General features: G+C 64.5%; 21 protein-coding genes and 2 tRNA genes. 16 read left to right on the top strand and 7 right to left on the bottom strand.

From position 1 onward, the window contains the following. The first annotated feature begins 239 nt into the window (after positions 1-239). The gene (locus ACKVEX_RS15495) at positions 240-1046 is read left to right on the top strand and encodes a hypothetical protein (protein WP_473216641.1); all 807 of its coding nucleotides are present in this window, start codon (positions 240-242) and stop codon (positions 1044-1046) included. 160 nt (positions 1047-1206) lie between these two features. On the opposite strand, the gene ACKVEX_RS15490 is transcribed toward ACKVEX_RS15495, so the two are convergent. From ACKVEX_RS15490 to ACKVEX_RS15480, 3 genes are all read right to left on the bottom strand, one after another. After that, positions 1207-1282 (bottom strand) — tRNA-Asn (locus ACKVEX_RS15490). Positions 1283-1328: 46 nt separating this feature from the next. Beyond that, positions 1329-1404: transfer RNA gene (locus ACKVEX_RS15485), tRNA-Asn, on the bottom strand. An 88-nt stretch (positions 1405-1492) separates the two neighbouring features. After that, positions 1493-2701, bottom strand: a complete 1209-nt coding sequence (locus ACKVEX_RS15480) for an amino acid aminotransferase (RefSeq protein WP_473216640.1) — start codon at positions 2699-2701, stop codon at positions 1493-1495. Between the two features lie 168 nt (positions 2702-2869). Between ACKVEX_RS15480 and uvrB the strand changes: the two genes are divergently transcribed. Then, positions 2870-4939 carry an excinuclease ABC subunit UvrB gene (uvrB, locus tag ACKVEX_RS15475; RefSeq protein ID WP_473216639.1) on the top strand — a complete coding sequence of 690 codons (2070 nt, stop codon included), beginning with the start codon at positions 2870-2872 and terminating at the stop codon, positions 4937-4939. A gap of 12 nt (positions 4940-4951) precedes the next feature. After that, positions 4952-5425, top strand: a complete 474-nt coding sequence (locus ACKVEX_RS15470; RefSeq protein ID WP_473216638.1) for a low molecular weight protein-tyrosine-phosphatase — start codon at positions 4952-4954, stop codon at positions 5423-5425. Positions 5426-5483: 58 nt separating this feature from the next. Here the strand turns inward: ACKVEX_RS15470 and ACKVEX_RS15465 are convergent, their stop codons facing one another. After that, positions 5484-8573, bottom strand: coding sequence for an Rne/Rng family ribonuclease (locus tag ACKVEX_RS15465; protein WP_473216637.1), 3090 nt, complete (start codon positions 8571-8573; stop codon positions 5484-5486). Positions 8574-9085: 512 nt separating this feature from the next. Between ACKVEX_RS15465 and ACKVEX_RS15460 the strand changes: the two genes are divergently transcribed. The 3 genes from ACKVEX_RS15460 to ACKVEX_RS15450 are packed head-to-tail and all read left to right on the top strand — an operon-like array spanning position 9086 to position 11032. After that, positions 9086-10048, top strand: a complete 963-nt coding sequence (locus tag ACKVEX_RS15460) for an RluA family pseudouridine synthase (RefSeq protein WP_473216636.1) — start codon at positions 9086-9088, stop codon at positions 10046-10048. Next, positions 10041-10697: an HAD-IA family hydrolase gene (locus ACKVEX_RS15455; protein WP_473216635.1), complete on the top strand. Its 657-nt coding sequence runs from the start codon at positions 10041-10043 to the stop codon at positions 10695-10697. Before ACKVEX_RS15460 ends, ACKVEX_RS15455 begins: the two co-directional genes overlap by 8 nt. Continuing rightward, positions 10676-11032: a Rieske (2Fe-2S) protein gene (locus ACKVEX_RS15450; protein WP_473216634.1), complete on the top strand. Its 357-nt coding sequence runs from the start codon at positions 10676-10678 to the stop codon at positions 11030-11032. The genes ACKVEX_RS15455 and ACKVEX_RS15450 overlap by 22 nt, the downstream gene beginning before the upstream one ends. 35 nt (positions 11033-11067) lie before the next feature. Here the strand turns inward: ACKVEX_RS15450 and ACKVEX_RS15445 are convergent, their stop codons facing one another. After that, positions 11068-11787 carry an SAM-dependent methyltransferase gene (locus ACKVEX_RS15445; protein ID WP_473216633.1) on the bottom strand — a complete coding sequence of 240 codons (720 nt, stop codon included), beginning with the start codon at positions 11785-11787 and terminating at the stop codon, positions 11068-11070. After that, the gene (locus tag ACKVEX_RS15440; RefSeq protein WP_473216632.1) at positions 11784-12359 is read right to left on the bottom strand and encodes a Maf family protein; all 576 of its coding nucleotides are present in this window, start codon (positions 12357-12359) and stop codon (positions 11784-11786) included. The genes ACKVEX_RS15445 and ACKVEX_RS15440 overlap by 4 nt, the downstream gene beginning before the upstream one ends. Positions 12360-12415: 56 nt before the next feature. Between ACKVEX_RS15440 and ACKVEX_RS15435 the strand changes: the two genes are divergently transcribed. The 9 genes from ACKVEX_RS15435 (at position 12416) to ACKVEX_RS15395 (ending at position 19180) form a co-directional block, all read left to right on the top strand. After that, positions 12416-12916 (top strand): YceD family protein, encoded by a 501-nt coding sequence (locus ACKVEX_RS15435; protein WP_473216631.1) that lies wholly within the window; start codon positions 12416-12418, stop codon positions 12914-12916. Between the two features lie 28 nt (positions 12917-12944). Beyond that, complete coding sequence (gene rpmF / locus ACKVEX_RS15430) at positions 12945-13124, top strand: 50S ribosomal protein L32 (RefSeq protein WP_473216630.1); 180 nt, start codon at positions 12945-12947, stop codon at positions 13122-13124. A gap of 82 nt (positions 13125-13206) precedes the next feature. Then, the gene (gene plsX / locus ACKVEX_RS15425; protein WP_473216629.1) at positions 13207-14223 is read left to right on the top strand and encodes a phosphate acyltransferase PlsX; all 1017 of its coding nucleotides are present in this window, start codon (positions 13207-13209) and stop codon (positions 14221-14223) included. Beyond that, complete coding sequence (locus ACKVEX_RS15420; RefSeq protein WP_473216628.1) at positions 14220-15185, top strand: beta-ketoacyl-ACP synthase III; 966 nt, start codon at positions 14220-14222, stop codon at positions 15183-15185. The genes plsX and ACKVEX_RS15420 overlap by 4 nt, the downstream gene beginning before the upstream one ends. A gap of 181 nt (positions 15186-15366) precedes the next feature. Beyond that, entirely contained in the window at positions 15367-16296 is a 930-nt protein-coding gene (gene fabD, locus ACKVEX_RS15415; protein ID WP_473216627.1) for an ACP S-malonyltransferase, read from the top strand. Positions 16297-16298: 2 nt separating this feature from the next. Continuing rightward, entirely contained in the window at positions 16299-17048 is a 750-nt protein-coding gene (fabG, locus tag ACKVEX_RS15410; protein WP_473216626.1) for a 3-oxoacyl-ACP reductase FabG, read from the top strand. A 147-nt stretch (positions 17049-17195) separates the two neighbouring features. Next, entirely contained in the window at positions 17196-17435 is a 240-nt protein-coding gene (gene acpP / locus ACKVEX_RS15405) for an acyl carrier protein (RefSeq protein ID WP_473216625.1), read from the top strand. Between the two features lie 22 nt (positions 17436-17457). Next, positions 17458-18693 (top strand): beta-ketoacyl-ACP synthase II, encoded by a 1236-nt coding sequence (fabF, locus tag ACKVEX_RS15400; protein WP_473216624.1) that lies wholly within the window; start codon positions 17458-17460, stop codon positions 18691-18693. Positions 18694-18718: 25 nt separating this feature from the next. Next, a complete protein-coding gene (locus ACKVEX_RS15395; protein ID WP_473216623.1) occupies positions 18719-19180 on the top strand; it encodes a protein YgfX in 462 nt (153 codons plus the stop codon). Here the strand turns inward: ACKVEX_RS15395 and nadB are convergent. Continuing rightward, entirely contained in the window at positions 19155-20753 is a 1599-nt protein-coding gene (gene nadB / locus ACKVEX_RS15390; RefSeq protein WP_473216622.1) for an L-aspartate oxidase, read from the bottom strand. The two genes, ACKVEX_RS15395 and nadB, sit on opposite strands and share 26 nt — an antisense overlap. A gap of 238 nt (positions 20754-20991) precedes the next feature. Between nadB and rpoE the strand changes: the two genes are divergently transcribed. Next, positions 20992-21591, top strand: coding sequence for an RNA polymerase sigma factor RpoE (gene rpoE / locus ACKVEX_RS15385; RefSeq protein ID WP_473216621.1), 600 nt, complete (start codon positions 20992-20994; stop codon positions 21589-21591). Positions 21592-21600 lie beyond the last annotated feature (9 nt).

Genomic DNA, 21600 nt, shown 5'->3' with positions numbered 1-21600 from the left:
TTGGACTGCTTGATCATGAAGAATGGAATCTGCAGTGGGAAACCTGCTCGGGAATACGATTACAACGCGCGAGATGCAGGCGATAACCTGCGAACCGGAAGGGGCGATTCAAAACCCAATACCTACGTCGGAGGTCTCCCGAAATGCGACCTGTTCTGCTGCTGTCATTTCTGCTACTCAGTGGATGCTGGGGCTTTGACGTGACGATTAGGGAGCCTTTCCGCGCTCGGGAGGCAGACGTGTCCGTCAAGGTGATGCGGTTGGGCGTAACGACCCGCACGGAGGCGCTGCTGTTACTGGGCGAGCCTTGGCTCACCAGCCGGCGCTGGGGTTTGGATCTGTGGCGCGTCACCGACCGGGAGTCCCAGGCGGGGATGGCTTTCCTTCTATACGTTCCCTTGTTTGGTGGGGTCTTTGGCACCGACTGGGAAGCGTACGCTCTCATGAGCTGGGATGCGCAGGAGCGACTGGTGGCACGAGATCACCAGCTGGTCATAAAAAGTGGCATTTACCCGCCGCCCGCGAAGCCCGAGATGGAGATCTTGGGCCTGCGAGCGGGTGAGTTCAGTCTGACGAACGTAACAGACCGGGGGCAAGTGGAGCTGTGGTCCGACGGTACGAGGCTGCCTGATTACCTAGCTGAGCGCGCGGCGGCCGGCGTCTGCACGCTGGTAGTGAGCTGTTCCCACTCCTCCTCCTGCCCGAGCCGAATTAGCGTCGATGAGCTGGACCCGATGAATCTGCGGATCATCGTGGTCCGGTCAAGGCGCGCGGTTGGGAGCATCTTGGCGATGCACACGGTGGACTTGCCTCCAGGCGATCATTACCTGCGCGTGGCGGGCGCCGTCACCGAGGTTGCTTTTACCTGCGCAGCTGGCGAGGCACTTTTTGCGGTCGTGGAGGCCCACGTGACTGGGGCCTCGTCTTTCAGCGGGAGCAGCGTGGTGGCCGAAGTGACGTTCACTGATGATTTGCCGACTGACTGGACCGCCTACCGAGGGTGGCTGCTGTGGCGGGATGGGCGCTGGCTTGTGGCGCCCGATTGACTAGAGCCGCCAGAAGCCGCCGGAACCCGCGCAGTTCGGCCAACCGAGCATCGGCAAGGGGGGCAGGGCAGGGTCGGTGCCATTCGACGGCGCTGAGTTCGATCCCCGCCCCCTAAACGCAAAAACGCCACCCCTCAGGATGGCATCGTTGCGTGCTGTGTGGCTCCCCGAGCTGGGCTCGAACCAGCGACAAACGGATTAACAGTCCGGTGCTCTACCAACTGAGCTATCGGGGAATTACCGGATTGGCATGATCAGGTGGGGCCTGATCTGCCGAAAATGTGGCTCCTCGAGCTGGGCTCGAACCAGCGACCTGCGGATTAACAGTCCGTTGCTCTACCAACTGAGCTATCGAGGAATTGAGCCGCGCATTCTAGGCAACGCACGGCTGACCGTCAAGAACAATGCGTCCGTCGAATCTCCCTATGCGCGGGCGCGGCGCCGTTTCAAGGCTTGAGTACAGCCGCGATCGCAGCGGCGACGCGGTCGATGTTTTTCGAGTTCAACGCGGCGAGGCAGATGCGGCCCGTGGAGACCGCGTAGATGCCGTGCTCCTCGCGCAAGGTGTCGACCTGCGCGGCGGACAGGCCGGTGTACGAGAACATGCCACGCTGCGCGGTGACGAACGAGAAGTCCTGCGCGACACCAGCGGCCTTGAGCTTGTCGACCAGGGACACGCGCATGTCGCGGATGCGCTCGCGCATCTGGCCCAGTTCGTCTTCCCACATCTGGCGCAATTCGGTCGAGTTGAGCACGGCCGCGACGACCACGCCGCCATGGGTCGGCGGGTTCGAGTAGTTGGTGCGTATCACGCGCTTGAGCTGGGACAGCACCCGCGCGGACTCCTCCTTGCTCTCGGTGACGATGGACAGCGCGCCTACGCGCTCGCCGTACAGCGAGAACGACTTGGAGAATGAGCTGGAGACGAAGAACTGCAGCCCGCTCGCGCCGAACATGCGCACCGCGGCCGCGTCCGGTTCGATGCCGTCGGCGAAGCCCTGGTACGCGATATCGAGGAAGGGGACGAGCTCGCGCGCACGGCAGGCCTCGACGATGTCGCCCCACTGCGATTCGGTCAGGTCCGCACCGGTCGGGTTGTGGCAGCAGGCGTGCAGCACAACGATGGAGCCGGCCGGCAGCGTGTCGAACGCGGCCTTCATCGCCGCGAAGTTCACGCCGCGGGTGCCCGCGTCGTAATAGGGATAGCTCTCGACCTTGAAGCCGGTGCCCTCGAACAGCGCGCGGTGGTTCTCCCAGCTCGGATCGGAGATATACACGCTGGCCGACGGCAGCAGCTTTCTGAGGAAATCGGCCCCGTTCTTCAGCGCGCCGGTGCCGCCCAGGGCCTGCGACGTGACGACCTTGCCCGACGACACCAGCTCGGAATCCGAGCCGAACAGCAGGGTCTGGACGGCGCCGTTGTAGGTGGCCGGGCCTTCGATCGGCTGATAGCCGCGCGGTGCCGCCGCCTCGAAGCGGGTCTTCTCGGCCGCCCTGACCGCTGCGAGCAACGGAACCTTGCCATTGTCGTCGTAGTAGACACCGACACCGAGATTGACCTTTTCGGCGCGGGTATCGGCATTGAAGGCTTCGGTGAGACCCAGGATCGGGTCGCGGGGGGCCATTTCGACGTTGGCAAAGATCGAGGCGGACATTTTGGCTCCAGTGTGAGACGCTGATCGGCGCGGGGGGAACCGCGGGTGCGGCCTTAGGTCCATCCCGCCGTGCCTTGCGCTGCAAATTGAGAAATAATCGGATCTCTGGCCGCGTCGACACCGCCGACTTGCGCGGTGGCCGGGCCCGAAACAACGTGGAATTTTAGCATGACAAGTTCTGTTGGCAGCGCGAGCGTGGTGCGCTTTCCGGGTAGCCCGTTCAAGCTGCATCAACCCTTCGAACCGGCCGGGGATCAGCCGGCGGCCATCGCGCAGCTCACCGATGGCATCTCCGACGGACTGATGTTCCAGACGCTGCTGGGGGTGACCGGGTCGGGCAAGACCTACACGATGGCCAACGTGATCGCGCGTTGTGGGCGTCCGGCGCTGGTGCTGGCGCCGAACAAGACGCTTGCCGCGCAGCTGTATGCCGAATTCAGGGAGTTCCTGCCCGAGAATGCGGTCGAGTACTTCGTGTCGTACTACGATTACTACCAGCCCGAGGCCTATGTGCCGTCGCGCGACCTGTTCATCGAGAAGGATTCGAGCATCAACGAGCACATCGAGCAGATGCGCCTGTCGGCGACCAAGAGCCTGATGGAGCGGCGCGACGTCGTGATCGTCGCGACGGTGTCCTGCATCTACGGTATCGGCGATCCGGTGGACTATCATGCGATGATCCTGCACCTGCGCGAGGGTGAGCGCATCGGTCACCGAGACCTGATCCGTCGCCTCGTGGCGATGCAGTATGCGCGTGCCGACATCGACTTCCGGCGCGGCACCTTCCGCGTGCGTGGCGACGTGATCGACGTGTTCCCGTCCGAAAACGCGGAACTGGCCGTGCGGATCGAGATGTTCGACGACGAGATCGAGCATCTGACGCTGTTCGATCCGCTCACCGGGCACCTCAAGCACAAGCTCGGGCGCTTCACCGTGTATCCGTCCAGCCACTACGTGACGCCGCGCGACACCGTGCTGAAGGCGATCGAGGCGATCAAGGACGAGCTGCGCGAGCGTGTGAAGACCTTCCAGACCGATGGCAAGCTGGTCGAGGCGCAGCGCATCGAACAGCGCACCCGCTTCGATCTCGAGATGCTCAACGAGATGGGCTTCTGCAAGGGCATCGAGAACTACTCGCGCCATCTGTCCGGACGCGGTCCGGGCGAGCCGCCGCCGACGCTGATCGACTACCTGCCGCCGGACGCGCTGCTGTTCGTAGATGAGTCGCATGTGTCGATTCCGCAGGTCGGCGGCATGTACAAGGGCGACCGTTCGCGCAAGGAGAATCTGGTCAATTACGGTTTCCGGCTGCCTTCGGCGCTGGACAACCGGCCGCTGAAGTTCGACGAGTTCGAACGTCTGATGCCGCAGACGGTGTTCGTGTCCGCGACCCCGTCGGCCTATGAGCAGGCCCATCAGGCGCAGATCGTGGAGCAGGTGGTGCGGCCGACCGGTCTGATCGATCCCGCGATCGAGGTTCGTCCGGCCAGCACCCAGGTGGACGACCTGCTGTCCGAGGCCAAGCGCCGGATCGCGGTGGGCGAGCGGGTGCTGGTGACCACGCTGACCAAGCGCATGGCCGAGGATCTGACCGACTATCTGAACGAGAGCGGCATTCGGGTGCGCTATCTGCATTCAGACATCGACACGGTCGAGCGGGTCGAGATCATCCGGGATCTGCGGCTGGGCGAATTCGACGTGCTGGTCGGCATCAACCTGCTGCGCGAGGGTCTGGACATTCCGGAGGTGTCGCTGGTCGCGATCCTGGATGCCGACAAGGAGGGGTTTCTGCGCTCGGAGCGATCGCTGATCCAGACGATCGGGCGGGCGGCACGGCACATCAACGGCACCGCCATCCTCTATGCGGATGTGCTGACCCGCTCGATGCGCGCGGCCATGGATGAAACCGAGCGGCGGCGCAACAGGCAGATCGCGTTCAACGCGGCCAACGGCATCGTGCCGAAGACGGTGAGCAAGCGCATCAAAGACATCATCGACGGTGTCTATGCGAGCGGAGGCGATGTCAGGTCGGCGTCGGTCGCGGAGGCGTCGCGCACCGACTATGCGAGCCTGGATGAGAAGGCGGTCGCGAAGACGATCAAGAAGCTCGAGAAGGCGATGCAGGAACACGCCCGCAATCTCGAGTTCGAAAAGGCCGCGGCCGTGCGGGACGAGCTTTTCCGCCTGCGGCAAAAGGTGTTCGGCGCGGACCAGCACGGCACGCCGCCGGACGCCTGACGAGGTGGAGACATGGAAGCCAGGACAATACTGTTCGTATGTACGGGCAACATCTGCCGATCTCCGACCGCCGAGGGCGTGGCGCGACACCTGATCGCAGCAGCCGGTCTGGCAGGGCGGATGGACGTCGACTCGGCCGGAACCCACGGCTACCACGTGGGTGAGGCACCCGATCCGCGCGCGGTCAAGGCGGCGGCCAGACGGGGTTACGATCTGTCGGCGCTGCGCGCGCGCAAGATCGAGATTGCCGACTTCCAGCGTTTCGACCTGGTGCTGGCCATGGACGCAGGCCATCTGCAGATCATGCAGCGACTGTGTCCCCAGGTGTACCGGCCCAAGCTGGGCCTGTTCATGCATCACGCGCGACGCTACCCGCTGGACGAAGTGCCCGACCCTTATTACGGGGGCGAGGCCGGCTTCGAAGCCGTGCTCGATTACTGCGAGGACGGCGTCGGCGGGCTGATCGAGCGTTTCTCGCCCGGCTGAGCGCGCAAGCACAACGGGCGCCCCTCGGGACGCCCGTTGTGTGTCAGCCGCGCGAAACCTACTTGCGCGTTTCGACCTGCTGCAGCGGCTCGCTCGATGTCGTCACCGGCGCGGTGCGCGGCGTGCGCCCCAGTCGGGTGGTGTCGTCATCGGTCGAGACCTGGCTGACCTTGGATCGATCGGTTTCGATCATGACCAGGCCGCTCTCTGCCAGAGCCGCGCCGATCTCGATCGGTGCGCTCGGGGTCTGAGCTTCTTTCTGCACGGGCGCGACCGCTCCCGCTTCAGGCGCCGCCTCCGCGGTTTCCGCGGCGATCACCGGCTCGGCCACTTGTGGCGCCTCGGTGGGGGCGACCTCGGCGCGCTCGGTCGGCAGTTCCGCTTCCGATGCAGTCATCTCTTGCGCTGCAGGCTGCTCCGATGCGGCGACGGCTTCCTCGGTCGATGCGGGCGCGGGTTCGACCCGCACGGGTTCCGCGGCCTCGGGTTCCGCGGCCGGAGCCGCGGCGCCTGCCGACGCTGCCGGGGTGCCCGCTTCGTTCGATGCCGCAACGACTTCGGCAGATTCCGGTTCGATCACGGTCCGCTCGACCGGGGCGGATTCCGTATCGACCTGCTCGGCCTCGATCCTGACCGGCATCGGCGCGTGCTCGGTCGCCGGCACGACGGCCTCGACCTGCTCGGCCTGGCTCGCGACGACCGGCAATGGAGAGGGCTCGACCTGCCCGGTTGCCACGCTCTCGGCCGTCTCTCCGGCTGTCTCGCTTGCGGCGGCGGAGGTCGCTTCCGATGCGACTGTGGTGACGGTCCGAAGCGCTGCGCGCGCCGCGGGTTCGCTGCCGGCGTCGCTGTCGTCGCCGGCATCGGTTTCGAGCGTGGTGTCCCCGTTCTCGCCACCGGCCTGCTCGCTGCCATCGGCCCGATTGCCGCGTCGACCGCGTCCGCGACGCCTGCGCTTGGGTGCGCCGCCGTCACGTTCGCCGGTCGCATCGACCGGACCCGCAGGCGGTGCCTCGATCGCCGGGACTTCGACGTTCTCCGGCACGGTTTCGGCGACCGCGAGTGCGGTCACGGCCGTCGGAATGGCTGCCGCGGCTTCGACCTGCGCGCCGGTCTCGTCGGGTTTCTGCTGACCCCGCTGACCCCGGCCGCGTCCGCGGCGACCGCCGGCCGTGTCGCGCTCCTGCGCTTGCGCGGCATCGCGCTCGCCCGCTTCGGGACGCTTGCCCTGCTGGCGGTTGGCGCGCTTCGCCTGATCGCCGTCGGCGCTGCGTTCGGTGCGTTCGGTGCGTTCGGTGCGCGGCGTATCGCGACGGTTGCGATTTTCGCCACTGCGACGCTTGTCGCCGCGTTCGCTGCGTTCGCCGCGCGGCCGCGATTCACGCCGCTCCGGTTGGGCTTCGGTCGGCACGGCTTCCGCTTGCGCTGCGGGCTCCTTGCGCAGCCAGCCGAAGATCCGTTCGAAGAAGCCGGGCTTGGCTGCGATCACCACCGGTTCCGGGGTCGGCTCGGCCACAGGCGCGATGTTCGGTGCGGGCTGTCCGGGCGAGATGCCCTTGACCAGTGCCTCGGCGCGCGCCGGCTTGGCAGTGCCTTCCGCGCCGGGCAGGCGGGCATCTTCGGCGGCCGGCGCGCCGACCAGCTGGTAGCTCGCCAGCGCGATGTCTTCCAGGTTCAACTGGTCGTGCCGCAGGCGGATGATCTCGTGGTGAGGCGTCTCGAGATGACGATTAGGCACGATGAACAGGATGATCTTGTGACGATGTTCGATGCGGGCGATGTCGGCGCGCTTCTCGTTGAGCAGGAAGGTGCCGACATCGACCGGAACCTGCACATGCACCGCGCCGGTGTTTTCTTTCATCGCCTCTTCTTCGAGGATGCGCAGGATGTGCAGGGCCGACGATTCGGTGCTGCGGATGTGGCCTGTGCCGTTGCAGCGCGGGCACGGAATGTAGCTGGTTTCGGCCAGCGCGGGGCGCAGGCGCTGGCGAGAAAGCTCGAGCAGACCGAAGCGGCTGATCTTGGAGGTCTGGACCCGGGCGCGGTCGAAATGAAGGGCCTCGCGTAGCCGGTTCTCGACTTCGCGCTGATTCTTCTGCGACTCCATGTCGATGAAGTCGATCACGATCAGGCCGCCGAGGTCGCGCAGCCGGAGCTGGCGTGCGATCTCCTCCGCGGCCTCGAGGTTGGTCCGCAGCGCGGTCTCCTCGATGTCGGCACCCTTGGTCGCCCGGCCGGAGTTCACGTCGATCGACACCAGCGCCTCGGTGTGGTCGATCACGACCGCGCCGCCGCTGGGCAGATTCACCTGGCGCGAATACGCGGATTCGATCTGGTGTTCGATCTGGAAGCGGGAGAACAGCGGCACGTCGTCGTTGTAGCGCTTGACCTTGGCGACGTTGCCCGGCATCACATGCGCCATGAACTGGCGCGCCTGCTCGAAGATGTCGTCGGTATCGATCAGGATCTCGCCGATCTCGGGCTGAAAGTAGTCACGGATCGCGCGGATCACGAGGCTGCCTTCCTGGTAGATCAGGAAGGCGCCGCCCTGGCTCTGGGCCGCGCCTTCGATCGCCTGCCACAGTTGCAACAGGTAGTTGAGGTCCCACTGCAGCTCTTCGGCACTGCGTCCGATCGCGGCGGTGCGGGCGATCAGGCTCATGCCTGAAGGCACCTCCAGGTCATCCATGATCTCGCGCAGTTCGGCGCGCTCGTCACCTTCGACGCGACGCGACACACCGCCACCGCGCGGGTTGTTCGGCATCAGCACCAGGTAGCGGCCGGCCAGCGAGATGTAGGTCGTCAGCGCGGCGCCCTTGTTGCCGCGCTCGTCCTTCTCGACCTGGACGATCAGTTCCTGTCCGACGCTGAGTACGTCCTGGATACGCGCCTTCCCCCCGTCCGCACCGCCGGAAAAGTTGGTCTTCGCGATTTCCTTGAACGGGAGGAAGCCGTGACGTTCGGAACCGTAGTCCACGAAAGCCGCTTCGAGGCTGGGCTCGATGCGGGTGATGACGGCCTTGTAGATGTTGCTCTTGCGTTCTTCCTTGGCGGCCGATTCGATGTCGAGGTCAATGAGTTTCTGACCATCGACGATCGCGACGCGGAGTTCCTCGGCCTGCGTCGCATTGAAAAGCATGCGCTTCATTGGTTTCGTTCTCCCGCATGACTCACACGGGCAGGACGAACGGCGCGCACCATCGTGCTTTACGGGTTCAGGAGCGGTGAGTTGAAGCTACTTTCATCCGATTGGAAGGGCTGTGATGGGTCGGCTGGTCGTTTGCGGTGTGCCCGCCTGCGCCGCCGATCCGACCCTGCATCTGTTCCTGCCGGGTCGCACCGGGCAACGAAGCCGGCGCACTTTATCCTGCATGTGCGTGTTGCGTGTAATCCGATCCATTGGATCGAAGTTTCTCGATTGCGTTACCATCGACACCGGATTCGCGGCGGCGATGGCACGATTGGGATGTCCGGGAGCTCGCTTGTGGGCTCATTGCCGTCTTCGCTTCTCGCGCATCGCGCACGGGATGAAGTCGGCCGCAACCGGTACAGCCAAGGCGGAGTATATTTCATGAACAAGCAACAAAGCAAAGCGATTATCCCCGGGGATTGCATCCGCATCCCGGCGTCGGTGCGTCGGTGCGCGCCGGATCGCCTCGCATGAGCGACATCGCGAGCCCTTCTATGCCGCCGGTCCCGGCGGTGCGCAAGGAGCGCATCGACGACAGCGCCGCCGGCCAGCGCATAGACAATTTCCTGCTTCGCATCTGCAAGGGCGTGCCCAAGAGCCACGTCTATCGCATCCTTCGCAGCGGGGAGGTGCGCGTGAACGGTGGCCGGATCGCGCCGACCTATCGCCTGAACGAGGGTGACGAGGTGCGTATTCCGCCGATGCGCATCGCGCAACCCGATCGGCAGGGCCTGGCGCCGGCCGGGCGGGCCCTGCCGGTGGTGTTCGAGGACGAGCATCTGCTGGTGTTGGACAAGCCGGCAGGCAAGGCCGTGCATGGCGGCAGCGGAATCAGCTTCGGGGTCATCGAGCAACTGCGCAGCCAGCGTCCCGATGCCCGCATGCTGGAGCTGGCGCATCGCATCGATCGCGAGACCTCGGGCTTGCTCATCGTCGCCAAGAAGCGCTCGGCGCTCAAGGCCTTGCATGACATGATGCGCGAGGGCCGCATCGAGAAGCACTACATCACGCTGGTGGCGGGCCGCTGGCACAACCCGATGCAGCATGTGAAGCAGCCGCTGTTCAAGTACCTGACCGCCGACGGCGAGCGGCGGGTGCGGGTGAGCGAGGACGGCAAGCCCTCGCACAGCGTCGTGCGACTGTTGCGGCGGGCGGGGGCCTACAGCCTGCTCGACGTGGAACTCATGACCGGCCGCACGCATCAGATCCGGGTGCATCTGGCGCACCTGGGCTTTCCGCTGTGCGGTGACGACAAGTACGGCGACTTCGAACTGAACAAGCGGCTCGAATCCGACGGATTGCGGCGCATGTTCCTGCACGCGGCCCGGCTGGCCTTCGAGCACCCGGTCACCGGCAAGCGGCTGGAACTCGCGGCGCCGCTGCCGGAAGAACTGCAACTATTCCTTCATCATCTGGGCGGTACCGATGGCTGAACGTTTCGATCTGATCGTCTTCGACTGGGATGGCACGCTGATGGATTCGGCGGGCGCGATCGTCAAGGCGATCGTTGCGGCCTGCCATGACCTGGATCTTCCGGTGCCGGCCGAGGCGCGCGCCCGTCACGTGATCGGGCTGGGCTTGCACGATGCGCTCGCCCACGCAGTGCCGGATCTGCCGGAGCATCACTATCCGCGCATGGTCGAGCGATATCGCCATCACTTCCTGTCCACCGACCACGAACTCAGCCTGTTTCCCGGTGCCTTCGACGTGATCGAGTGGCTGGCGGGCCAGGGCAGGATGCTCGCGGTGGCGACCGGCAAGAGCCGCAAGGGGCTGGACCGTGCGCTCGCTCATACCGGTCTGGGGCCGTTCTTCCACAGCACCCGCTGCGCCGACGAATGCTTCTCCAAGCCGCATCCGGCGATGCTCGAGGAGATCATGGCCGAACTGGGGGTCGCGCCGACCCGCGTGCTGATGGTCGGCGATACCACCCATGACCTGAACATGGCGCGCAATGCCGGCGTCGCAGGGCTGGGGGTTTCGTTCGGGGCGCATCCGCGCGCCGAACTCGAGGCGGCCGAAGCCATAGCCATCGTGGACACGCCTGCCGGGTTGAGCCAGTGGCTGCGCGACAACGCCTGATCTGCGCATCGGACGCACTGGTCGAAGGCGGCGATGGCGTACGCTTCGAACTGGCGACCCCATCCGGGCCGGCCGCCGCGTTCGTGGTCCGTTATGCCGGGCAGCCGCGGGCCTTTCTGAATCGCTGTGCGCATGTGGCGGTGGAACTGGACTGGCTGCCGGGGAAATTCTTCGACCTGACCGGCCATTACCTGATCTGCGCGGCGCACGGCGCGCATTACGAGCCGCGCAGTGGGCGGTGCGCATTGGGGCCATGCAAGGGCGCCTCGCTGAAGTCGGTCGAGGTGGTCGAACGTGATGCTGCGATCTACGTGGTGGAGCAGTCCGAAGCCTGATGGGTTCGGCGCCGGGGCAGTCGGGTCGGGCCGGATCAAGCCCCCAGGATCAGGAAGATCGTCGGTCGGCGGGACAGATCGGGGGCCTCGGCTTTGCGCCACTGCGCGATCGTGCGGGTGCGGATGTACTCACCCTGGGTCGTGATGTCGCGTGCGATGCACAGGCGGGTCGCCGCTTTGCAGCATTTGAGCAGCGCTTCGAGCATGCGCTCGTTGCGGTAGGGCGTCTCGATGAAAATCTGCGTGCGTCCGAGCTGGGCCGATTCCTGTTCGAGCTGGCGGATGCGGCCGTTGCGCGCGTCGTCACCGACCGGCAGATAGCCGTGGAAGGCGAAGCTCTGACCGTTCAGGCCCGAGGCCATCAGCGCCAGCAGGATCGACGACGGCCCCACCAGCGGCTCGACACGCAGGCCGGCGCGCTGCGCACGATCGACCAGACGCGCACCCGGGTCGGCGACGGCCGGGCAGCCCGCGTCCGACATCAGGCCGACGTCCGCGCCGTCGTGCAGTGGGGCCAGCAGCGCGTCGAGTGCCGCTGCGTCGGCATTCTCGGGCAGGGGCCTGATATCGAGCGCCCGGATCGGCAGCGGATGCTCGAGCCGCTTGAGCTGCTGACGCGCGGTCTTCTCGGTCTCGACGACGAAGTGGCGGATCGCCGTAACCCGCGCGTGGGCCTGCTCGGGCATGAAGCCTCGCCAGGGCGTCTCGCCCAGGCTGACCGGTACCAGGATCAGCGAACCGAGCTGCGGTTTCACGGAAGCTGCAGGCCTTCTGCGCGCAGCATGCGTGCCAGTGCGATCAGCGGGAGCCCGACCAGTGCGGTCGGGTCGTCTCCGCTGAGCGCGTCGAGCAGCGTGATCCCGAGCGCCTCGGACTTGGCGCTGCCGGCGCAATCGAGCGGCCGCTCCTTATCTACATAGCGCACGATCTCGTCGTCGCCGAGCGTGCGGAACCTGACCCGGGTCGGGACGCTGTCGGCGCGCAGCACGCCGGTGCGCGTATTGAGCACCGCCAGTGCGGTGTGAAAGACGATGGTCTGGCCGCTCATTCGCCGCAGTTGGGCGACGGCGCGCTCGACGGTGCCCGGCTTGCCGAAGATCTCCGGCCCCAGATGCGCAACCTGGTCGCTGCCGATGATCAGCGCATCGGGGAAAAGATGGGCGACGGCGCGCGCCTTGGCTGCTGCAAGCCGGTTGGCGGTCTCGGCCGGGGCCTCGCCCGGCAGCGGAGATTCGTCGGTCTCGGGACGGGCGGTCTCGAAAGGGATCTCGAAGCGCTCGAGCAACATGCGCCGATAGGCGGAGGTGGAGGCGAGTACGAGTTTCATCGGCTGATTGCGACGTCTTTGACAGGAGAGGGTGGAAATAATATCATCCGCCTCTTATGTCGCGCGCAGGCATCGTCTCCGACCCTTTCAGATTCGCGTCCGAAGAGCGGGAACGCTCGGGCGTGCTGGGCCTGAAGGATCGGGTCCGACTCGCAGATGTGTTATTCGGCGACCAGGGAGAGGTCGAGTATTCGTTGGTCGGCGAGATCGGGCAGGACGCCAAGCCCTATTTCAGACTCAAGGTGAACGGCACGCTGGGTGTGCAGTGTCAGCGCTGTCTCGACCGGATGGAGTGGCCGCTCGATCTGGAATCGCTGTTCCAGCTGGTTCCGCCGGGCACCGCGATTCCGGACGAAGAACTGGAGATCGAGGATTTCGATGCGATCGAGGCGACGCCGGATTTCGACGTGTTCGCGTTGATCGAGGATGAGGTGCTGCTGGCCGTGCCGATCGCGCCGAGACATGAACGTTGTGACCCGCCACGCCCTGAGGGCGGGACGGAAAAGGAATCGCCTTTTGCTGCGCTCGCGACACTTCGCAAGATCAGCGGGGCATGAGCTACAAAACAGTAACAGGAGTGACCTGATGGCCGTTCAGCAAAACAAGAAATCCCCGTCAAAGCGCGGCATGCACCGTGCTCACGACTTCCTCACCAATCCGCCGCTCGCGGTCGAGCCGACTACGGGCGAGGTGCATCTGCGTCACCATATCAGCCCGAACGGCTTTTATCGCGGCAAGAAGGTCGTCAAGACCAAGGGCGAGTAATCCCCTCGCCTGAACACGGCGCAGCACGTTCGGTGACTGCGCCGTTTTTTTGCTTTCGAGTTTCAATCAGGATGAGAAGCTGATGGATGTCACCGTTGCAATCGACTGCATGGGTGGCGATCATGGTCCCGTCGTGACGGTACCTGCTGCTCAGGCCTTTTTACGCCATCATCCCGGCTCGCGCGTCATTCTGGTCGGGCGGGATGACGCGCTTGCGCAAGCGGTTGGCCGGTCCGGAGACGGTCTGGCGGACCGAATGACCATCCAGCCCGCTTCCGAAGTGGTGGGCATGGACGAGGCGCCGGCCAACGCGATGCGCAACAAGAAAGACTCCTCGATGCGGGTCGCGATCGATCTGGTCAAGGACGGGCGCGCGCAGGCGGCCGTGTCGGCGGGCAATACCGGCGCGCTGATGGCGATATCGCGTTTCGTGCTGAAGACGCTGCCCGGCATCGATCGGCCGGCGATCGCGTCCGCGATGCCGACCCGCAAGGGACAGAGCTACGTGCTCGACCTCGGTGCCAACGTGGATTGCAGCGCGGAGCACCTGCTCCAGTTCGCCGTCATGGGAGCGATGCTGTCGGCCGCGGTCAATCATGTCGAACGGCCTACCGTCGGTCTGCTCAACATCGGCGAAGAGGCGATCAAGGGTAACGACATCGTCAAGCAGGCCGGTGAACTGCTCAGGCGCAGCGGTCTGAACTTCCATGGAAACGTGGAAGGGGACGACATCTTCAAGGGCACGACCGATGTTGTGGTGTGTGACGGCTTCGTCGGCAATGTCGCGCTGAAAACCTCCGAGGGTCTGGCGCAGATGCTCGCGAGCATTCTGCGCGAGGAGTTCGGAAGAGGTCCGCTCACGAAGCTGATGGCGCTGGTCGCGCTGCCGGTGCTCAATCGATTCAAGAGTCGGGTCGATCATCGTCGTTACAATGGCGCGGCACTGGTCGGCCTGCGCGGGGTCGTCGTAAAGAGCCACGGATCGGCCGATGCCTTCTCCTTCGAGCAGGCGATCTATCGTGCGGCCGAGGCAGCCTCCAATCGGCTCGTGGAACGGATTTCCGAGAGAATGGCGGCAATGGAGGGGATGGACACATGACATTTGCCAGAATTGCGGGCACCGGTAGTTGCCTGCCCGGAGAGCCCGTCAGCAATGACGATCTGGTCGCACGCGGCATCGAGACCTCCGACTCGTGGATCGCCGACCGCACCGGCATCCGCAGCCGGTATCTGGCGCCGGCCGGCATGACCACCAGTGATCTGGCGTGCATCGCGAGTCTGAATGCGATCGAGGCGGCCGGCATCGAACCGGGCGACATCGATCTGATCATCGTCGCGACCTCCACGCCCGATTGCATCTTTCCCAGCACCGCGACCCTGTTGCAGTCCAAACTCGGCATCGCCAATGGATGCGCGGCCTTCGACCTTCAGGCGGTATGCAGCGGATTCGTCTATGCGCTGACGGTGGCCGAGAAATTCATTCTGTCGGGTAGCCACAAGCGGGCGCTGGTGGTGGGCGCAGAGGTGTTCTCGCGCATCCTCGACTGGTCTGATCGCTCGACCTGCGTTCTCTTCGGTGACGGCGCGGGTGCGGTCGTGCTCGAGGCCGCGGACGCCCCCGGCATCGTGTCGAGTGCGCTGCATGCGGACGGAAGCCACCACCCGATCCTGTGCGTGCCCGGCAGCGTCGCCGCAGGTCAGGTGATCGGTGATCCCTTTCTGCGCATGGATGGCCAGGCGGTATTCAAGTTCGCGGTGCGCGTGCTCGCGGAGGTGGCCAACGAGGTGCTCGCGGCGGCCGAACTGGATATCGACCGGCTCGACTGGCTGATTCCGCACCAGGCCAACATCCGGATCATGCAGGCGACCGCCAAACGTCTTGGAATTTCGGGCGACAGGGTCATCGCGACGGTGGCCGATCATGGCAACACATCGGCCGCGTCGGTGCCGCTTGCGCTCGACCTGGCGGTGCGCGATGGCCGCATCCAGCGGGGACACAGATTGTTGCTCGAAGGCGTGGGCGGTGGTTTCACCTGGGGTGCGGTGCTGCTCGAGTATTGAACGGCATGCGTGTTGCGCTCGATTCTTGAGTGGGCCGCTGAAATCTTCGCGGGTGGATGCAAAGGCGGGGCGGGCGATGATGCACGTTGCGGATGTGAAGCGACGCGAATGTCTCGCCTGCGCCCGACTCGGTGATATGGGCGCGGCCCTTTGACTGAAACACTGGAATGGAAGCTTGACGATGTCTTTTTCACTGGTATTCCCCGGACAGGGATCCCAAGCGGTCGGCATGATGAGTGCCTATGGTGACAGCGCGGTCATTCGCGACACCTTTGCCGAGGCCTCCGATGCGCTGGGTGAGGACCTGTGGCAGATGGTGAACGAGGGGCCGGCCGAGCGGCTGGCGCTGACGGTCAATACCCAGCCGCTGATGCTGACCGCCGGCGTGGCGGTCTATCGGGCGTGGCTCGCCGCCGGCGGCGCGAAGCCCGCGATCGTGGCGGGTCACAGTCTGGGCGAATACTCCGCGCTGGTGGCGGCCGGCGCGATGCAGTTCGCCGATGCGGTGCCGCTGGTGCGATTCCGCGCGCAGGCGATGCAGGAGGCGGTGCCGGCCGGCGAGGGCGCGATGGCGGCGCTGCTCGGGCTGGAAGCGGACGCCGCGCGTGAAGTATGTGCCGAGGCGGCCCAGGGTCAGGTCGTCGAGGCGGCGAACCTGAACGCACCGGGGCAGATCGTGATCGCCGGAGCGAAGGCGGCGGTGGAGCGCGCGATCGAAGTGGCCAAGGGCCGCGGGGCCAAGCGCGCCATGCTGCTGCCGGTCAGCGCGCCGTTTCACTGCGCGTTGATGAGGCCGGCGGCCGAACGCCTGGCGGCGCATCTGACGGACGTCGTGGTCTCGACGCCGGCGATACCGGTACTGAACAACGTCGATGTCCGGATCTGTGAGGCACCGGACGATATTCGTGATGCGCTGGTGCGTCAGGCCTTTTCCCCAGTGCGCTGGATCGAGTCGGTTCAGGCGATCGCCGCAAGCGGCGTGTCGCACATCTTCGAATGCGGCCCAGGCAAGGTGCTCGCCGGCATGAACAAGCGCATCGCCAGAGATCTGCAGTCCGGTTCCATCCATGACGCCGACAGTCTTGAACAATCCATTGCCGCAGTGAGGTGATCATGAGTTTCTCCCTGGAAGGGCAGGTCGCCCTGGTAACCGGCGCGTCCCGCGGGATCGGTCGTGCCGTGGCGCTCGAACTCGGACGCCTCGGTGCGACCGTGATCGGTACCGCGACGTCGGACGGCGGTGCCGAGGATATCGGCAGGGTGCTTGCAGAGGCCGGCGTGACCGGTGTCGGCAAGGCGCTCGATGTGACCGACGCTGCGGCCTGTGACGCGTTGCTCGGTGAAGTCGAGAAATCGTTCGGACCGGTCGCGATACTGGTCAACAACGCCGGCATCACCCGTGACAACCTCGCGATGCGCATGAAGGACGACGAGTGGGATGCGGTGATCGAGACCAACCTGAAGGCGGTTTTCCGTATGTCCAGACTGGTCATGCGCGGCATGATGAAGGCGCGCGGTGGGCGGATCATCAACATCACCTCGGTGGTGGCGAGCGCCGGCAATCCGGGTCAGGCCAACTACGCCGCGGCCAAGTCGGGCGTGGCGGGCATGAGCCGGGCGCTCGCACGCGAGCTGGGCAGCCGCAACATTACGGTCAATTGCGTCGCACCGGGTTTCATCGATACCGACATGACCCGTGCGCTGCCGCAGGCCGCGCGGGATGCGCTGCTCGGGCAGATCGCGCTCGGACGGCTCGGGAAGCCTGAGGAAATTGCGGCTGCAGTCGCGTTTCTGGCGTCGCCGGCCGCGGCCTATGTGACCGGCACGACACTGCATGTGAACGGCGGAATGTACATGAACTGATCGGACTGAAGGCATGCTCGCGCCGCGGATGCGGCAGGGTTCGCCGAAAAGCCGGTTCGTAAGCCTGTTGCAATAGCGGTTCGCGTTGTTTTTGGTAGAATACGCCGTCTTTTTCATACATCTAAATTTCAGGGAAGGAGTTTCTCCATGGAGAACATCGAACAGCGCGTCAAGAAGATCGTTGCTGAGCAGCTTGGCGTGAACGAGTCGGAGATCAAGAACGAGTCTTCTTTCGTCGATGATCTGGGGGCCGACTCGCTGGACACCGTTGAACTGGTCATGGCACTGGAAGAAGAGTTCGAGTGCGAGATCCCAGACGAGGAAGCCGAGAAGATCACCACCGTTCAGCAGGCGATTGACTACGTCAGCGCGCATCTGAAGAAGTAATCGACAACAAGCGGAGCGAACATTGACCCGTCGCAGAGTCGTCATCACCGGTCTGGGGGCCATCTCGCCGGTCGGGAACACCATTCCGGAAGCCTGGGACAACATCGTCAATGGCCGTTCCGGCATCACTGAAATCACCCGCTTCGACGCGTCCGCCTTCCCGGTGCGGATCGCGGGTGAGGTCAAGGGCTTCGACGTAGGGGCCTACCTGTCACCCAAGGAAGCCCGCAGGATGGATGTCTTTATCCACTACGGCCTGGCTGCGGGCATTCAGGCGATCAAGGATTCAGGAATCGAGGTGACCGCCGACAACGCCGAGCGCATCGGCGTGAACATCGGCTCGGGCATCGGCGGCCTGCCAATGATCGAGGACACGCACGACGATTATCTGCGCGCGGGTCCTCGCAAGATATCGCCCTTCTTCATTCCGAGTACGATCATCAACATGATCTCGGGCAACCTGTCGATCATGTACGGGTTGAAGGGGCCCAACCTCGCTGTCGTGACCGCCTGTACCACCGGGCTTCACGCGATTGGCACCAGCGCCAGGCTGATCGAGTACGGTGACGCGGATATCATGGTCTGCGGCGGCGCGGAGTCTACCGTCACGCACCTTGCTATCGGAGGCTTCGCTTCGGCAAAGGCCTTGTCGACCCGCAATGACGACCCGGCGACCGCCAGCCGCCCGTGGGACAAGGGCCGGGATGGTTTCGTGCTCGGTGAGGGTGCGGGGGTTCTCGTGCTCGAGGAATACGAGCATGCGATCAGGCGCGGCGCGAAAATCTACGCCGAACTGGTCGGTTTCGGAATGAGCGGTGATGCATTCCACATGACCGCGCCGGACACGGATGGTCCGCGCCGCAGCATGGTCAATGCACTCAGAAACGCCCGGATCAACCCGGGCGACGTGCAGTATCTGAACGCGCATGGCACGTCCACGCCGCTGGGCGACAAGAACGAAACCGATGCGATCAAACTCGCGTTCGGCGTCGACGATGCCCGCAGGCTCGTCGTGAATTCGACCAAGTCGATGACCGGGCATCTGCTCGGTGGGGCGGGCGGCCTGGAGTCGGTGTTCACCGTTCTCGCGGTGCATCACCAGATTTCGCCGCCGACCATCAACATCTTCGAACAGGATCCGGAGTGCGATCTGGACTACTGCGCCAACGTGGCGCGGGACATGAAGATCGATTTTGCGCTGAAGAACAATTTCGGCTTCGGTGGAACCAACGGCACGCTGGTGTTCAAGCGCGTCTGACATTGGCCCGATCGTCGAGCCTGCGGTGCAGTTGTTCCTGAAACCCGGTCGCTCACGTCACAGGCAGTTCATGATCGCCGCGATCCATCTGGTCGCGGCGATCTCGGTTTCACAACTGCCTCTGTCACTCGCCGCATTGGCGTGCATGGGGTTGGTCATCGCCGTGGCCGGTGTGGTTTCCGTCTGGCGTGATGGCGTGCAGGCCATGCCGAGCCTGGACTTTGCGGGCGACGGGTCGGTGGCCATCGCCGCCGATGATGGACGCGTACAGGCCAGGCTGCTGCCGAGTTCGACCGACTTCGGATGGGCGATCTGGCTTCACTGGCGGGAGCAGACCCCGGCCGATCATCGGGGTCGCCGGAGAAGACGTTCGGGGGCGCTGATGCTGATGCCGGACCAGTGCACGGCCGGCGAATGGCGGCAGTTCAGGATCTGGCTGCGTCATTGCAGCGGGGTGGGGCTCAGCGCCGATCGCGCCGGGCTCTGATCGGGCGCAACACCGTGTTCCTCGGTTGGGTCAGCATGTCCGGGTAATCCCGCGAGAAGTGCAGGCCTCGGCTTTCCTTGCGTCGCAGCGCGCAGCGCACGATGAGATCGGCAGTCATGACCAGATTGCGCAGTTCGATCAGGTTATTGGTGATCCGGAAGTTCGAATAGAACTCGTGGATTTCCCGGTGCAGCAGCCGGATCCGGTGTTGAGCGCGCTGCAGCCGTTTGGTCGTGCGCACGATGCCGACATAGTCCCACATGGCCCTGCGCAGTTCGGCCCAGTTGTGCGAGATGACGACCTCCTCGTCGGCATCGGTGACCCGGCTCTCATCCCAGATGGGCAGGTCGTGCGTCCGACCTTCGGACCGTGTCACGATGTCGCGTGCCGCCGCCTCGCCGAATACCAGGCACTCGAGCAGTGAATTGCTGGCGAGCCGGTTGGCGCCGTGCAGACCGGTGAATGCCGACTCCCCGACGCAGTAAAGTCCGGGGACGTCGGTGCGGGCCGACAGGTCGGTGACGATGCCGCCACAGGTGTAATGGGCCGCCGGCACCACTGGAATCGGCTCCTGCGTGATGTCGATGCCCATCTCGAGACAGCGGGCATGGATGTTCGGAAAGTGTTCCTTGAGCCACTCGGCCGGCTTGTGGCTGATATCCAGGAACACGCAGTCCAGGCCGAGTCTCTTCATCTCGAAGTCGATCGCGCGTGCCACCACGTCGCGCGGCGCCAGTTCGGCACGCGGATCATGATCCGGCATGAAGCGGGTCCCGTCCGGCAGACGCAGAATGCCGCCTTCGCCACGGACCGCCTCGGTGATCAGAAACGACTTGGCCTGCGGATGATAGAGGCAGGTCGGGTGAAACTGGATGAACTCCATGTTTGCGACGCTGCATCCGGCCCGCCACGCCATTGCGATGCCATCGCCGGTCGCCACGTCCGGATTGGACGTGTAGAGGTAGACCTTGCCTGTGCCGCCGGTCGCCAGCACCGTACTGCGCGCGCTGATCGTGATCACCTGCGCGTTCTCGATGTCGAGCACGTAAGCCCCTACACAGCCTTCCTCGGGTCGGCCGATCTTGTCGCCGAGGATCAGATCCACCCCGATATGGTTTTCGAACACGTCGATGTTCGGATGTCCGCAGACCTGTTCGGTCAATGTCATCTGGAGTGCAGCACCGGTCGCGTCGGCGGCGTGAATGATGCGTCGGTGGGAGTGACCGCCCTCCCGGGTCAGGTGGTAGCCGACGGCGGAGGCTTCCTCACGGGTGAATGGCACGCCGCGCTCGATCAGCCACTCGATCGCCTCCTTGCCGTGTTCCACCACGTAGCGGGTCGCCGCCGGATCGCACAAACCGGCGCCGGCCGTGAAGGTGTCCTGAATGTGGGCCTCGATGCTGTCGGTCGAGTCCAGCACGGCCGCGATGCCGCCCTGCGCCCAGGCACTCGCGCTGTCACTCATCGTGCGCTTGGTGACCAGCGCGATACTGAGCTTGTCCGCAAGCCTCAGGGCAAGCGATTGACCGGCCGTACCGCTGCCGATGACGAGAACGTCATAGTATTTGATCAAGATCGCAATCTCTCAGTTGAGGTTGTTGGGCAGAATAGCACGCTGGCGTCGCGCCATCGCGGGTGCGTCGCCCCATTCCAGCGACCTGCAGTTCGCGATTTCAGGCGTGAAAACCACAACGGCAGCTGAACTATTCAAAGCCCGCCCTGTCTTTGAGCATAAGTAACGCTTTTGCCGTCCTCATGCCGGGTCGCTATACTGCTAGGGTTTTTGCCCAATCTAGAGAATCCACCCGGTCATGAGCGATCGAGAGACTGATCAACTGCTGGTCGAACGCGTGCAGCGCGGAGACAAGGAAGCTTTCGGCTTGCTGGTGAACAAGTACCAGCGCAAGCTGCATCGGCTTCTGTCGCGTCTGATCCGCGACCCGGCGGAGGTGGAGGATGTCGCCCAGGAAGCATTCATCAAGGCCTACCGGGCGCTGGGTTCGTTTCGGGGTGATAGCGCCTTTTACACATGGCTGTATCGCATCGGGATCAATACCGCCAAGAACTACCTCGTTTCGCAGGGACGCCGGGCGCCGACTTCGACCGGGTTCGACGCGAGCGAGGCCGAGACCTTCGATGAGGGCGAGCAACTGCGTGACAACAACACGCCGGAACGTCTGATGATGACCAGGCAAATCGGCGAAACGGTCGAAGATGCAATGTCCGCTCTGCCAGAGGAACTTCGGACCGCGATCATGCTCCGAGAGCTCGAAGGACTGAGTTACGAAGAAATCGCGAACATCATGGACTGTCCGATCGGAACCGTGCGATCCCGTATTTTTCGGGCCAGGGAAGCAATTTCTGAACGACTGCGGCCGTTGCTCGATACGGCCCCCGACAAACGCTGGTAGGTATTACTC

This window comes from Denitraticella aggregata (assembly GCF_048158365.1).
Taxonomy (GTDB): Bacteria; Pseudomonadota; Gammaproteobacteria; order Burkholderiales; family Rhodocyclaceae; genus Azoarcus_F.
The sequence above is the reverse complement of the archived record's forward strand: the minus strand, read 5'-3'. Positions and strand labels throughout refer to the sequence as shown.